Origin of the sequence: Dyadobacter frigoris (assembly GCF_005280585.1) — a bacterium.
In the GTDB taxonomy this organism is placed as follows: domain Bacteria; phylum Bacteroidota; class Bacteroidia; order Cytophagales; family Spirosomataceae; genus Dyadobacter; species Dyadobacter frigoris.
Window position 1 is genome coordinate 40,375 of the sequence record NZ_SZVO01000021.1, and the last position, 15,351, is coordinate 55,725.

The window sequence follows — 15,351 nt, forward strand, 5'->3', positions numbered from 1 at the left end:
ACGTTTTAAAAAAAACCTCGAAATCAAACGGTTATCAATTGTACAAAAGAACTACGTTATTTAGAATATTAATAATTTAGAAAAGAATTTCTATTTTTAGAAAATAATTTCTAAATTTCGTTTGTCATAGAAAATATGAAATAAGTTCTATAATTCACCATGTAACTTTTTAACCAATGGCAAATGTATTATGGCTTCAGGGAGGTGCGTGCAGTGGCAACACCATGTCTTTTCTGAATGCGGAAGAGCCTACCGTTGTCGATCTCGTAACAGATTTTGGGATCAACATCCTCTGGCACCCGTCTCTCGGACTTGAAATAGGTGATCAGGTGACTCAGCTGCTCAACGACATTATACAGGGGCGGATACAATGCGATATTCTGGTTTACGAAGGAAGCATCATCAAGGGCGCACACGGCACAGGAACGATGAACTTCTTTTGCGACAGACCAATGAAGGACTGGGTGAAAGAACTTTCAGAAGTGGCTGCCTATGTGGTTGCCATTGGTGATTGCGCAACGTGGGGAGGGATTCCGGCAGTCGAACCAAATCCGTCAGAATCCACAGGAATGCAGTTTTTAAGAAAAGATAAAGGCGGTTTTCTGGGAGCAAACTATGTTTCCAAGGGTGGCCTGCCCGTTATCAATATCCCGGGCTGCCCGGCCCATCCCGACTGGATCACCCAAATTTTGGTGGCGATCTCAACCGGACGCATCGGCGACGTACTCATTGATGAATACCACCGTCCAAAAACTTTTTTCACTGATTTTACCCAAACAGGCTGTACGAATGTTGTCAATTTTGCCAATAAAATTGACGGCGGTTTTGGCAAGCGCGGGAATGGCTGTCTGTTTTATGAAGTCGGCTGCCGCGGACCGATGACACGTTCGAGCTGCAACCGTATACTTTGGAACCGCCAGTCGTCTAAAACACGCGCCAATCATCCTTGTCTGGGCTGTACAGAACCGGGATTTCCACATCACCAGCTCGTAAAAGGCAGTATTTTCAAAACCATGCATTACCTGGGTTTTCTTCCCAAAGAAGTGCCTGACGGGAATTCCAAACTCGGTTATTACATGCGTGCCGGATTTGAAAAGACCATCAGCGTGGTTGAAAATGCATTTGGAAACGAACCTGTGAGCCATCAGAGCTCAATATAATCGCTTGTTTACCAGTCTAAATCTATCAGTGATAACAAGTCAGTAAAATCATATAATGGGAATTCAAAAAGAACTTAATATTTCACCAGTTGGCCGTGTAGAAGGTGATCTGGATGTGAAAGTATATATGGAAGGCGGCGTAGTGACGCGTGCCCATGCCCAGGCTTCGATGTTTAGGGGTTTTGAAAAAATTATGGAGGGCAAAGATCCCCAGGCCGGCCTGATCGTCACGCCACGTATTTGCGGAATTTGCGGAGGCTCACATCTTTACTGCGCTTCCTCGGCATTGGATACGGTTTGGAAGACTACTTTGCCGCCCAATGCACTGCTGCTTCGGGCTATCGGACAGGCTACAGAAACGATACAGTCTATTCCAAGATGGTTTTATGCGATTTTTGCGACGGACCTTGCCAATAAAAAATTTGCGAACAAGCCCCTTTATCCCGAAGTGGTCCGCCGTTTTGCTGCATACGTCGGCACTTCTTTTCAAAAAGGCGTCGTGGCTTCGGGTCGACCTGTGGAGGTGTATGCCATTTTTGGCGGACAATGGCCGCATTCTTCCTATATGGTCCCGGGCGGTGTGATGTGCGCCCCTACCCTGAAAGACATCACACGTGCACATGCTATTATGAACCAGTTTCGTAAAGACTGGCTGGAAACGCTTTGGCTGGGCTGTTCGCTGGAAAGGTATCTTCGGATTCAAACCTGGGAGGATCTGATGGAATGGGTGGATGAAAATGAATCCCAGCACAACTCCGATCTTGGACTTTTTATCCGGGCCAGCCTGGAATTCGGGCTGCATAAATTTGGTCAGGGTGTGGGCAAATTCATTGCATTTGGCACCTATCTGAGCAAAGATCACTACCAGCACCCGACCGTTGAAGGTCGCAACCAGGCCCTGATTAGTCGTTCAGGCTTTTTTGACGGAAAAAAATATTCAGAATTTGACCATTTGAAAATTAAAGAGCACGTTAAACATACCTGGTTTGAAACCGTTCCGGCCGCACATCCCTGGGATGAACCTTTGCCGACGCCGATGGAATCGCAAAACCTGGCGGGTACTGATTTCAGTGGAAAATATACCTGGTCCAAAGCGCCGAGATACAACAATATGGCCGCAGAAGCGGGACCTTTTGCCAGGGTTCTAATGAATGCCAATCCGGATAATTTACTGCCACATCAGATCTATGACCCGCTTTTCGGCGATGTTTATGAGAAAATGGGTCCCAATGTTTTTACCAGAACATTGGCTAGGGTTCATGAAGCGGCCAGGTTATACGAAAATATTAACAAGTGGTTATCCGAGATTGACCTGAACGGCGATTTTTATATCAAACCCGAAGAACGTGACGGAAAAGGTTTTGGTGCCACCGAAGCGGCCCGTGGCGCGTTGGCGCACTGGATTGAAATTGAGAATGGTGTGATCAAAAATTATCAGGTGATGGCTCCTACGACCTGGAACATCGGCCCAAATGACGACAGCGGAAACCCGGGACCCATTGAGACCGCGCTGGAAGGCACTGAAATTGAAGACGTTAACGACCCTGTCGAAGTAGGCATGGTGGCGCGTTCTTTTGATTCCTGTATGGTATGTACGGTTCACGCACACGATCAGAAATCGGGTAAAGAACTTGCCAGATTTAAACTTTGATGAAGAAAACAGCCATCATGGGATTCGGGAATCCCGTCAGAAGCGACGATGCCATCGGCTGTTATGTCATAGAAAAACTGAAAGAAACCGGGCTTGAAAGCGAAAAAATCAGTCTTTTTGATATGGGCACAGGTGCGTTTGAGGTTTTATTTAAATTGCTGGGACATGAAAAAATCATCATTGTAGACGCAGTCATAAACACAGGCGAACCAGCCGGAACACTATACAGGGTTCCGGCCAGTGAGATCCAGACCGCAATTCAGGACGATCCGATGGTTTTTCTGCATAGCATCAAATGGGACCAGGCACTTAGCTATACCCGGAAGATCATGCAGGAAACTTACCCGGAAGACATTACGGTTTACCTGATCTCGGTGGATGACACACGTTTGGAAATTAATCTTTCAGAGCAGGTAAAAACCGCTGGGGATAAGGTAATTGGCCTGATTTATGACGATGTTTTTTCAATAAGTTAAATGGTGTCAGAAAGTTCCATGCTGTTAAAAAACGGACATATTATTATTCCGGCTGACATTGTAACCAAATGGCTTGATACGGACGACTATGTCAATATGGTTTACTATCCTGAACGCAGCCAGCTGCTGGTCGCTGCCAAATCAAAAACATTTTTCGAAAAGCTGCATAAAACGAAATGGATGGTTTTAAAAGATAAAAACCTACAAGGGGACAAAACATTGTATGTAAGGGAAATATTGATTGACAATGATCTGGATGATGCGGACAGACCTTTACGTTTTGAAATTAAGACCACCGGAATTGTGACCATAGATCTTTAAGCGAAAGCATGAATATATTTTCAATTTACACAGCAGCAGAAAACATTGCCGAAATTCAAAAGATTATTGATACTCAATTTCGACTGAATGAAGTGGTAACCGTAACTGATTTAACTGGAATCCAAACGGATTCCACCAATCAGTACTTAATTGTTAATGATGGAATCCGTTTACCAATTGACTGGAACAATGAATTCCCTCCCTACTTATTCCCGCTCCCATTATCATACAGCCAACAAAACCTATTGGCCATATTGTATGCCAGGCTGAATAATTATGAACTGGCTTATGCTTGTTGTGAAAATAATCAGCCCTTGCTAAAAGAAATTGACACCGTTAATTGTATCCAGAATGGTATTGAAATAACGCCTGTTCAAAAGCCCGGATATTTCGAAAGCCCTTACGACCAATACCGTTTCCTGCATAACCAGGCAATTACCATCCATTATGGAAACCTGACTAATTCGGGCTGGCACCAGCAATTGGACCAGTATTATGCAAGTGCATTTGAACAGGCCACCAACGATGAGTGGAAGGCTTTTACCGGAAAACACCGGGCAACTTACTTGCTTGATCAGGAGGAATTAAATTGTGCCGAAAAACTTCTTGAGAGCTGTATTTCCTTTGCCATTTCAGAAGATGCACGGCATGAACTGATGAGCGTTCAGTACGCGGTCTGGATGAAACAACTGGCTGTGCCGTACGACAAAGTTTTACTGGAAAAGATAAAAAACACACTTTGGCAGGTACTCCAGTACCAGGAAAAAAAACAGAATGCCGCACAATCCGCCCTACTTCTTATTGATGCATCGCATATCGCCAACATTACCGACAGTTTTGCCGAATCACTCGGATACATTAGCAGGGCGATTAATTTACTGGATGATCTGGATTTGCCTGAACTGCTTGCGAGCGCCCATTACAGAAAAGGAACGCTGTTATACACGTGGTCGCAAAATGGAAATCCCCAGTTTCTGAAACCAGCCATGGAAGCCTATCAACGCGCGCTAAAAGTATTCACAAAAGAACAGGCCCCCGACACTTTCGCCGAAATACAGCATCATTTAGGTGTGATTTATTCGGAAATTCCGGACGAGGTCAGAAAAAAAAGCATTTGGGCGGCCGTTTCGATCAGCTCGTTTAATGAAGCTTTAAGTTATTTTACCCGGGAAAGTAATCCTTACGAATACGCGAGGGTATGTAACAATTTTGCCAATGCTTTAACCAAGTATCCGGACGCGAAGTTGTCGGACAATTATGCCAAAGCACTGTCATTTTACCGTGATGCACTGGAAATCAGGACAGCGGCGCTTTACCCGGGTGAAAGAACACTGACGATCTTGAATTTCCTTGAAGCCGCATGGCAGGTTGCCCAGCCCAACGAATTTGCAGAACAAAGCCTTTTTAAAGAAATGACCCGGCTTGCCAGTGAAGTAAAAAACCTTGTTGATGACGATTTTCTGCGAGACCAGGCAAACAGGCAACTGTTGCGGCTGGAGGAACTCCGGCTGGTACTTTAGAAGGGAAGGATCGCATGATTATTTAGATTGCATCCTTAGCTTGTCGAATTTTCTCTAAGCGATCTTCCCTCCAGCTATATGACGGAATAATTACCTGGCGCATCAAAGCTGCCCAAGGTGAACTAACCCAGCAGCAGGCTCAGGATAGTATAGAAGCCTTTTCAGGCGCATTGCTGATATTTATAAAAATCCAACCGCGACGAACAAAGAAACAGGTGGCCACTCTTACTTGCGCTGGGCCAGTTTCGGCACCAATCATCCCTTTCGAGCAGTTGCGCAAGTGAGTATACTTGTCTACATGATTGCTGCTAGCCAAGACGATAGTTCTCCCATTTACGGACTCGCTTATGTTCGACTTGGATTTTTGCGTTTGGGTAAGACCAATTTAGTATATGATACATGCATAGGATGCAATCACTATTTTAGCAGAAATAGAATATTGCCGTAAAGATTCTGCTCCTTACGAGTAGGTTTGCCTTGCGAGCCCAATCTCAAACAATGCCTATTTCTTGAAACAGTAATTCTTTATAGTAAGCCGATCAAAAACCACCGTTTTTCGCGACAAACAAAAAGTTGCCTCACACTTACATCCGAGACGGCCTGAAATTTCACTAACCGGTAAGTTGAGATCTCTTATTCTTTCACAACCCGGAACACCTCTCCCGGATCTGCGACAAGTAAACACTCGGCACTAGCTTGTTGGTATTGAAATACTTACATCTTTTTAATATCTGTAATCTGAATCGGTCCTCCCGAAGGCGGTAACCTTAACTCAGGATTAGGACCCAGACACGTCTTTGTAATATTGCCGGAGATGGTGTAATTCCAGGTTTTTTCATCTTTACTAATTTCCCAGGCAGTATCCACATCACAAGCCGATACTTTTAGGAAACCTACATTTGTATCCGGAACAACAAAAGTACCGTCGCCAGAGTATCTGGCTTGTAGGTTTTCAATGGTTCGGTATGTTGAACCATCACACCCACAGTCTTCATCATCTCCTTTTGAGCATGATGATACAAAAAAGAACAGTAGAATGAAGTAGAATGGAGCCTTGATAATAAAGCGCATATAGAACGTTGCCGGATGATTATAATAAAGACCAACTAATAAGAAAATAGTTGGAATATTTAGACAAAAAATTTACTCTTCCTATAGCGGTGGCTTACATCAGTGTCTTTGTTGTTAATGAGAACGATCTTCACCAGACCAAATCGGATCTCACAAAACCCTCATTTCATGATATAATAGTTATTTCTGACATTCCCGCAAAACCACTGTTTATATGGACGTTTGATGTGAGGATTATTCGTGAAAATTAAGACTAGCGACCATATCCTGTTGAATCAACAATTGCAATTTTGAAATCGATTCATATACATCAGCCACTTGCTTAGGGTTAGTCACTATTGCTTGTTCAAGTGGGCTTTTTATGAGTTCAAGTTTCAAAAAAATGTCAGTGAACTGTGCTTCAATTGCCGTACTTAGTTTTACATCCCCGGGTCTGGCATCAGCTTGATCCAGTAACCAATACAATGCCTTTATACCGAAGGTAGTTGTCCTCATTCCTGAAAAGATTTGTTGAACGCTTTGTAGTTCGGCACGGATAAAGGTGATTGACTCTCCGCCATATTTTGACTCTACCAGCTCCGGCTGGCCCGTTCCATGACTCACTCCCAAAGGTGCCCCGATCCGGTCATCTTTGATTATTGAAATAGTAGAGATCATATTGTCGGCCAACACACCGAGAGAAGAACTCCGCTCAGGGCCACTGGAAGCCATGAAATTATTAATATAACCATCACCAGCAATGCTCCATTGATACAATAGTTGATCACTTCGCTGCTTTAAATCCTGACAAAGTGCCCGGAGAAAGGCACCACGACGCGAACCCGTAGCTTTGAATGTTGATATCACGGAATCCGCATTACCATGATTGGTGCCAAATATCAGATACTCTATTGCCGCCAGACCGGTAGACGCCTCATTAAGTGTTTGTACATAGGCAAGATCAAATTGTGGAATATCTGACAATATAACATCCTCTATCGCTGTTATATTTGCGTCGGAATAGCATTTCAACGATTTGAAGTCGTCGCTGAATTTTCCCTGCAAAAATATGGATGACAATTTCCACGAAATTACCGTATTAGTCCATTCTCTTCTTAATGTAAGCAGTTTCTGGGTATTTGTTGAATCGTAGACATATGAATTTGCAAATTCATTTAGTGCATTTACGGAGTTTTGAAGATCGAGAAAGCTCCGGATAATTACTGCGTTGCCTACCCCTTGTATAACAAGCTCGCGATTTGAAATATAGGTAGGTTCGGGCTGTTTTTCCTTGGAACAGGCCAGCAAAACCAATAAAGAAAAACATAGAAAATATTTCATATAGATTTCTGAAACTGCTACTTACTTTTATAGCCTCATTTTCGTTGTAACTGTAAGTAAATCAATGGCTATATAAAAACCGCATTGTGATGAATAAAATTGTCCGCATCCTTATGTTTTTTTGTCTATCAGGGATTTTATGGGATTGTAAAAAGAATAATCCTAAGCCCGACAATACCAATCCATTTGAAGGATGGAAATTAGAAGGAGAAACTAACGACCGTCCCGGGCCGGGATTTTCTTGGCGGCTATCGACAGATAATCAAACGGACGGATATTTTGATCTTGCCGCAGACCGTCTGTTTTACCTGAATATGTCGAGTGAACATACCAGAGACGTAATCCTTACAGTTACCAAACGGGATGACTCCTTCATTGATCCAACTTTTAGAATTTACGGTCGTTTCCAGCAATGTTTGCTGATGTCAACACCAACAATTTCATCAGGAGCTTTCAAAGCATCAGGAATTTTTCAGGGGGATGGGATCGGGAGCAACTCTCTGTATTACGGAATTACCTGGACACCAGCTCTGTCAAAAAGCCCGGTTAACAGCAAAGAAACATACAAATTCAAAGTTTACATAGATAGCAAAGACTCACTATGCACCGAAGGCTTTGTTCAGGTTGATATGGTTGCCCCGGCTGTAATCAATAGTAAAGGAAGTTACCTGGATGGAGATCACCTGTATTTTGTAAAAAAAAGCAGGTAATGTTTCTGCTCTATCATCAACTCTGAGAACTATCAAAACGAAGTGATTTGAAGTAAACCTTACCCCTCCTTTCTATACCAACTTTGGCAGGTTTATAGCCTTGGGTAAAACTATTTATAAACCACGCCTGCTCCTTCCCGGATATGGGCGAAATAACAATTGAGGACGATGTAATGATTGCTCCTCGGGTGAACCTGACATCAGGTAAGATCATCCCCTCGATCCGGAGGAGCGGCGACGATCTTACCTGATGTCAAGATTGGCGAAAACGCAATTATTGCAGCTGGTTCATTAGTTAGCAGGAACTTGCCAGCTAATGCAATCGCAGCAGGTATTCCATCAAAAAATTGTTAAAATGATCTGGGTAATACATTACTTACACCATTTTAATTAGCCCTTTTGTTTTCAGGAGGACTTATTGCAATATAATGACGTCCTGTATCTCAGCTTACTCTGCATTGCCCCGGTCAATAATAAGCACTTTAATGTGTGTTAAAAGGCAGGGTACTTGTCTGCGCCCCCCTGACTTCACTCGTTATTTAGCAATTGGGCTACGAAATATAAAGCCAGAACAAATCCCCTGAATATTTACAAAATATCCACATGCATTTTGAATATCACTAGTAGCGTTAATCTGATAAAGATGCCCCTCAATCCCATGGAATACCAAATGTCCTGACAAAAAATGAAACCTACCGAAGCTTTGTTATAACCAGATGGGCAGAAACAGGATTTACTCCTCCGGCAAGCGGAGTGATTGTCAATGAAGAAAAGCTCACGGCCGGGTTTCTTAATTGTAAAGTAGAAAATCCAATAGTTTCGACAAGGGCCATCCCTACAATTTGTGAAGTCCCCGTTGCCCTTCCCACAACCGTATACGCCAGATCTACCCCATTAATATTCAACACGAGCTGACCCGCTTCCATCACACTCACCTGAAAGGAGACCTGATAAATACCAGGATCATTCAAAAGAAAAGTATTATTATCAACACGTTGAATCCCTTCACTGACAACTGAATTTTGAGGAAACGATACTGCGTTTCCCGGGGCAACCGTAGCCGCATTATCCGGAGGTGACAAAGCATAAAAGTCGGCAAATGCGAGAGCTCCTGCCGCGGTGGCGGTAGTTGCTGTTGCGGCGGTCTTTGCATGCAGCGCATACGGAACACTCAGCAGCTCACTCGTTCCGGAAATCGTGTAACTTGTGCCTCCTGCCGGGTCTGTTTCGATCTTAATAAAATACGGTCCGTTTGTCCAGTCAATGGATACAAATGCTCCGGTAACAACAGTGCCTGTGCCAACGGACAATGTCACCAATCCATTGGCGTTGGTACCAGGCGTATGGGTTTCCACATAGACGGCTGTTCCCCCGACCGAACCCCGCAGGATGCTTATCTTCATACCTACTGTCTGGCTAACCACCAAATCACCTGCCCCATCCCGGATCACTGCCTGATAACTCATTTTTTCCGGAGCCTGAGCATAAAGAGCCATGCCGATGAACATGATCAAAGATAAGATTGCACCCGTTTTACGTAGCGTTGCTGCCATAGATTTAGTTTTTAATAATCTTGAATTGTTTTATTTCACTTTCACCAACAATCCGGATCATGTAAGCGGCTGGCGAAAGCCGGCTCATATTTATTATGCTTTCTCCTTCTGCAAGTTTGCTGTTCTCTACTATTCTTCCACTCAAATCAAATATCTGATACGTGCGGATTTCATTTTTAATGGTGAGCAAATGCAGATACCCCTGAACAGGATTAGGATATGCGATTGCATTTGCAATGTTATTGATCCTTACAGCTCTTATTGTGGAATAGGCGAAAGTCTGGTCCAGATCGGTCTGTTTGAGCCGATAATAACTGACACCGGAATATGGGAGAGCATCTGTCCAACTGTATTTTTTCAGCGTACTGCTGTTGCTTATCGTAACATCTACACGGGCTACTTCAGCGAATGTCGTACCATTGACGCTTCTTTCAACGGTAAAAAAGTCATTATTGATTTCAAAAGCTGTTTCCCAATGAACCAATACATGTTGGCTATTTTCGGCCGTTACGGGTAATGCCTCAAAAGAAACCAGGGTAACTGGCAACGGAGCATTAGCAAAAGGCTGCTGCACTCCCTGATTGACAGTGCCGCTCGCAGCCGAGGTACTAATATAAAAAACCTGCCCGACAGAATAGCTCACCGAGCCCCCGCTTCCCGCTACATTGCCACCGGACGAGACACCACCCTGCTGGGCGAAAGAAGATTGGAAGCAAAAGACCAACAGCAGAACAGAGTAATATGCAGAGAGACCATGGTATAATACGTTGCTCCTGATTTTCACTTTTTTAGGTTTAGGGTTGATGTTGTAATAATAACAAATATAATTTAAATGATCTAATAAATTCGTCACCTATCGCACAATACCATATCGGAAGATTATTCTAACTACAACCTTCTTTCCGCCTTTGGTTTTGGATCCAGTACTTGCCTTTGTTCTACTTAAAAAGTTTCACAATTTCGGAGATCATCAAGGGCAGAAAGTGCAAAAAGTGCTGTATAAAAAACGTTCATTTTAACGGTGGTTTTTGAGAGACTTGCCATGAAGAATTACCCTTTCAAGAAATCAGTTTTTTTAGACAAGATATTTTTAGGCTTTATACAGAAATGATTTAAAAGCGGTGCATTTTGTAAGACAGTCTTAAAAAAAGATTACTAAGAGCTGATGCAGTTTGTGGCAATTACAAGATTATCATAAAAAATCTTTAAGATAGTAAGTAGTCTGATACTCATTACTTAGCAACTACAACGTGAAACACAACTGCACTTAGGGCCAAGCCGGACCATTTCAATTAATAGGCGGGGGTACTTTCTGATACCATTTCTCCAGTTTACTCATTAACTCTTCCACCTTAATTGGCTTACCCAAATAATCGTCCATGCCCGCTTCGAGGCATTCTTGTTCAACACCTCCCATTGTATTGGCTGTGAGCGCAATAATCACAGGTTGTTTTACAATTGTCTGCCGAATAAGGCGAGTTGACTCCAGACCATCCATGAAGGGCATTTGCATATCCATCAGGATAAGTCCATAATCCTTCTGGTGTGCTGCTTCAAGAGCTTCACGGCCATCTTTGGCCAGATCGGGCTTATAACCAAGTTTATACAGAAAATTCAGGATCACATGCTGGTTTATCAGATTGTCTTCGGCTACCAGTAAAACAAATGGATATTTTTCAGAAAAATCAGTAAACATTTTTCTCTTTGCAACAGGTTCGCGGATATCAGCAGTCTGTTTCTGAAGCGCATTGAGGATATGTTTGCTCAAAACATGTTGCCTTGTTGGCTTAGTAAGCACGGAAGCGAAAAGCTCGCGCTGGCTTTGCTGCAATTCCTGACCAATGGAACTAAGTAAAATAATCGGGAGAGCCGGAGAGCGTCTTTTAATATGGGAGGCCAGCATCAATCCGTCCATATCCGGCATTTGCATATCGGTAATCACCAGATCGATGACTGGATTTGCAGTCAATAGGGTCAACGCTTTTTGTCCGGAACTTGCTAGTATGGGGAATAGATTCCAGGATTCCAACTGCCTTTCCAATATGGCAAGATTTGTGGGGTTATCATCCACGACCAGAATTTGTTTGCCCTTCTGCTCCCCCATGTTATAGTTGGTATACGGTGCCAGAATTTTCGTTCCTGTGCGCGTCTTGACTGTAAAAGAAAAAGTAGAACCTTGTTCAGGTTCACTGGATACGGTAATTTCTCCGCCCATTAACCGGACAAGCTTTTCAGATATAGCCAGGCCAAGACCCGTACCACCATATTTTCGTGTAGTAGAAGAATCCACCTGAGAGAAAGGATTAAAAAGTCCGTCCAATTTATCCGCAGCTATACCGATTCCGGTATCCTTTACGCCAAATCTTAATTGAAGTTCTCCCGCAGTATCCTCTTTTCCCAGGGTTACAAGAATATAAACCTCACCTTGTTGGGTAAACTTAAGCGCATTTCCAACCAAATTGATCAACACCTGTCTGAGACGTAAAGAATCTCCTACGATTTGCAGAGGCACATTATCTTCAATATGATAAACCAGATCGAGACCTAATTTTGTAGCCCTGGTACCGAACATATCCAGAACATCTTCTATACATTGGCGCAGGTTAAAATCCTCGCGCTCGATCTCCAGATTGCCGGATTCGATTTTTGAAAAATCAAGAATGTCATTGATCACACTGATCAGCGCATCACCACAGGTAGCAATCGTTTCGGTAAACATATGCTGTTCCTCCGACAAGGACGTTTCCTGAAGCAAAGCAGTCATTCCTATAACTCCGTTCATTGGGGTACGGATCTCGTGGCTCATAGTTGCCAGGAATATACTTTTAGCCTGGTTTGCTTTTTCAGCTTCACTGCGAGCTTTTTCGAGTTCAATATTCGATTCCCTTAGCCGTATATTGGCCTGCTTTTGGATTTCTTCGTTGCGTTTTCTTTCTTCGGAAAGCAGGGCCTCTTTTTGTAGCTCTGCCATTGCCATGGCCTGACTTATCTGCAGGTCACTATATTTCTGAAGCATGTATGCCCATAATCCGCAGATGAAAAAAATCACTGCGGCCAGTAAAATATGAATGGAAAAAGTAAGCAGATCAAAATATTCCAACCTGGTGAAATAAACTTGCGAATAACCCGAATTTTGCAAATAACCAAAGATTGCATGGTGCACAAGTACCAAAATCAGCATGGGAATTTGTAGTTTCCATTTTTGGTAAGTGATAAGTATTGCACTACCAATGAAAGCATAAAAATGCATTTCGAAGAGCCCGTGCATCTGAAAAATATACTGGGCCATAAAAATCCCCAGCACGACACTTAAAACATACTGATAAAGATCAGAGGAAGGCAGCAACAATTTGGTTGAATAATAGGCCAGTAATGATAGCCCTCCTACGCCGAAAGCAATTAACCAGGTGTCGTAAAATGATGCAAAAACAAGGCCAGTGACGAAATATCCAAGCAGGAAATAATTCATCACCCTGTCCGATCTTTCCTTCACCCCCGATACAATAGCCAGGGCATTATCACCGGACGCGGCAGGCTTGGAATTCATAATTCTTTATGAAGTTAGTTTTTACAATAAGGTAAACTACAGCCATATGATGTTAGTGCAAATTGATCAAATGAGAGACCAGAGTTGTGTTGCAACAGGCCATTAAGGGCAATTTTGGCATAGCTGGTCTTTTCATCTGTACAGTAACGGCTGCGATTATAGTTCCCTCTGTAATATAATTGGCGCCCGACACCCAGAAGCACGGCTTGCGGAGTAGAATAAACTCCGCACAATCCAGCAACTTTCGAGTCAAAAACAACAGGAATATTCAAATCAAATTTCTCCTGAATTGCTCTGGCGGTGTAAGTCTTTGTACTCATAACAACCACCATAAAATTTACCTGTTGACCGTATTGCCGGACTAAAGCCTGAAATTGTTTGATATTGAACCGCGAACAAGGACATTCGGGATTGAAAAAGTGCAGAAAAGTTGGCTTGCCAGAATTTCTCGATCCAAGTTCCTTAAAATCAATTACTTGCCCGATATCAACTTGCTTAAAGTTTTTTGGGATCGGGGTTGGCAATTGGTACTTCCAATCATTATACCAGAATAACGCAAATACTCCGGAAAGTAAAAATAAAAGCCAAACAAGCACCCAACTCTTTTTAAACATTTCTCTAAGTAGCCGTTTGTATCTATTTTTGACATAATCACTGGCAAAGATAGCTATTAATATCGTAGATGAAAGTTATTGTACGCTCTTCCGATTAATTAATACGGGTAAATTTAATGCAATACCAGTCATCTGTGATAACCTTAAATTTAATTATTGACAACAGTTACCAGCCTTAATATCTTACCTTGCACAATATCTCAATAAATCTGGAAATTATGAAATTAATTTCCTCTAGAGATAGCACCTTACGGCCAGAAACGATTTTGTTTTAAACAGTGCAGACACCGACCACAGATTTCTACTTGCTTCAAATTGATCCGGTTATATATAAGGAATTTATAATGAGCCAATACTCCCCACGATTATATTTTTCTCAGCAAGACCTTCAATCGCAGCAAATTCTGCTATTTTCCGCACATCAATATCCTGAAAACTCCCGCTTATTCTTACACATTTGCCATTTTCAAATTCAGGTTCACCAATCACGCGCACCCATTTTAAATTTTGATTTGCAGTTAAGATCCGTAACTCAATGTCAAAAAAATGACCCTGCTTTATTGCCAGTGTGATTTGGCCCATAATATATATTCTATCTGTTTCTTCTGTATAAAAACTAATTGATTTTTCCTGATCGGGCTCATAATTCTGTTCAACTTCGTGAATTTTCCTTGGTAACCACGGACCAGAAAACTGAGTCCTTGATCAGATCGATGACCCAGCCACCGATGCCTGCCAGTCTGGAATGATTCAATGTAGCGGATCAATTTGCTGCCTTCCTGAAATGGCTTCCACGATAACTGGTCAATAAACGAATAACCATCTACAAGTGAGACGTGGATTTCAGAAATCCTTTTCTGCATCGCAAAATTAGTGTAGCCCAGGGTATCAGACTGTCAATTTTAAGACAAATGCTGTCAATTTTTGGTCATTTTGACTTCATTGAAGCTTTTTAGTGCTTTTGGCGCTGTTTTCAGTAAATGATTTTTGCATCATCACGATGTGCTCAATGATGAACGAAAATTGGCAAACTATCCGAAAGGCGAACAGATGGGTTATTTGTCACTTTTTCATAAAATAAATTCAGTTCTTTGAGCTGAAATATGTAAAAATTTTCAGTTTGGCTCCGCTGAAAAAGCTGCTGATGCTTTATGGCCATAGCCCTAAAAAATGAATGGTTTTCGAAAGGAGAATACGCTGAAAGATATTTAAAACCAGCTTTGGAATTAATTCCTTTAAAAAATGGAGCTAGTTCTGATCTATTAGTTGTCTGGCACAAAGACAAGATGTGCACACTTTTGCATGACAGATTTGAATGGTATTGGCGCGCTGGCAGCTTTTCTTCCCGGCATATTGAAATCTGATCTGCCACATTACATGATTATGTAGTTATTGTTACATGCTTGTT

Annotated in this window: 14 protein-coding genes; 7 read left to right on the forward strand and 7 right to left on the reverse strand. The window is 42.4% G+C overall.

The window, feature by feature from the left end; all coding sequences use genetic code 11:
• Positions 1-176 precede the first annotated feature (176 nt).
• Genes FDK13_RS30820 through FDK13_RS30840 form a run of 5 tightly spaced genes read left to right on the forward strand, consistent with a single transcriptional unit; the run spans position 177 to position 5,128 of the window.
• Complete coding sequence (locus tag FDK13_RS30820) at positions 177-1,160, forward strand: NADH-quinone oxidoreductase subunit B family protein (RefSeq protein WP_137343870.1); 984 nt, start codon at positions 177-179, stop codon at positions 1,158-1,160.
• Between the two features lie 55 nt (positions 1,161-1,215).
• Entirely contained in the window at positions 1,216-2,811 is a 1,596-nt protein-coding gene (locus tag FDK13_RS30825; RefSeq protein WP_137343871.1) for a nickel-dependent hydrogenase large subunit, read from the forward strand.
• Complete coding sequence (locus tag FDK13_RS30830; RefSeq protein WP_137343872.1) at positions 2,811-3,287, forward strand: hydrogenase maturation protease; 477 nt, start codon at positions 2,811-2,813, stop codon at positions 3,285-3,287. Before FDK13_RS30825 ends, FDK13_RS30830 begins: the two co-directional genes overlap by 1 nt.
• The gene (locus FDK13_RS30835) at positions 3,288-3,608 is read left to right on the forward strand and encodes a hypothetical protein (protein ID WP_229216292.1); all 321 of its coding nucleotides are present in this window, start codon (positions 3,288-3,290) and stop codon (positions 3,606-3,608) included.
• Positions 3,609-3,616: 8 nt separating this feature from the next.
• Entirely contained in the window at positions 3,617-5,128 is a 1,512-nt protein-coding gene (locus FDK13_RS30840; RefSeq protein WP_137343873.1) for a tetratricopeptide repeat protein, read from the forward strand.
• A gap of 714 nt (positions 5,129-5,842) precedes the next feature.
• Here FDK13_RS30840 and FDK13_RS30845 read toward each other — a convergent pair.
• Together FDK13_RS30845 and FDK13_RS30850 are read right to left on the reverse strand one after the other, a co-directional pair.
• Entirely contained in the window at positions 5,843-6,199 is a 357-nt protein-coding gene (locus tag FDK13_RS30845; protein ID WP_137343874.1) for a hypothetical protein, read from the reverse strand.
• Between the two features lie 234 nt (positions 6,200-6,433).
• Positions 6,434-7,519, reverse strand: a complete 1,086-nt coding sequence (locus FDK13_RS30850) for an imelysin family protein (protein WP_137343875.1) — start codon at positions 7,517-7,519, stop codon at positions 6,434-6,436.
• 89 nt (positions 7,520-7,608) lie between these two features.
• On the opposite strand from FDK13_RS30850, the gene FDK13_RS30855 reads away from it, so the two are divergent.
• Complete coding sequence (locus FDK13_RS30855) at positions 7,609-8,229, forward strand: hypothetical protein (RefSeq protein WP_137343876.1); 621 nt, start codon at positions 7,609-7,611, stop codon at positions 8,227-8,229.
• A 692-nt stretch (positions 8,230-8,921) separates the two neighbouring features.
• Here FDK13_RS30855 and FDK13_RS30865 read toward each other — a convergent pair.
• The 5 genes from FDK13_RS30865 to FDK13_RS30885 form a co-directional block, all read right to left on the reverse strand.
• Positions 8,922-9,782, reverse strand: coding sequence for a DUF8740 domain-containing protein (locus tag FDK13_RS30865; RefSeq protein ID WP_137343877.1), 861 nt, complete (start codon positions 9,780-9,782; stop codon positions 8,922-8,924).
• A 4-nt stretch (positions 9,783-9,786) separates the two neighbouring features.
• Positions 9,787-10,566, reverse strand: coding sequence for a T9SS type A sorting domain-containing protein (locus tag FDK13_RS30870; protein ID WP_170982959.1), 780 nt, complete (start codon positions 10,564-10,566; stop codon positions 9,787-9,789).
• A gap of 504 nt (positions 10,567-11,070) precedes the next feature.
• Positions 11,071-13,329, reverse strand: a complete 2,259-nt coding sequence (locus FDK13_RS30875; protein WP_137343879.1) for a response regulator — start codon at positions 13,327-13,329, stop codon at positions 11,071-11,073.
• A 14-nt stretch (positions 13,330-13,343) separates the two neighbouring features.
• Positions 13,344-13,943: a TlpA family protein disulfide reductase gene (locus FDK13_RS30880; protein ID WP_137343880.1), complete on the reverse strand. Its 600-nt coding sequence runs from the start codon at positions 13,941-13,943 to the stop codon at positions 13,344-13,346.
• Between the two features lie 339 nt (positions 13,944-14,282).
• Positions 14,283-14,609 (reverse strand): PAS domain-containing protein, encoded by a 327-nt coding sequence (locus FDK13_RS30885; RefSeq protein WP_310589953.1) that lies wholly within the window; start codon positions 14,607-14,609, stop codon positions 14,283-14,285.
• Between the two features lie 485 nt (positions 14,610-15,094).
• Between FDK13_RS30885 and FDK13_RS30890 the strand changes: the two genes are divergently transcribed.
• The gene (locus FDK13_RS30890; RefSeq protein ID WP_137343882.1) at positions 15,095-15,307 is read left to right on the forward strand and encodes a hypothetical protein; all 213 of its coding nucleotides are present in this window, start codon (positions 15,095-15,097) and stop codon (positions 15,305-15,307) included.
• The last annotated feature ends 44 nt before the right edge of the window (positions 15,308-15,351 follow it).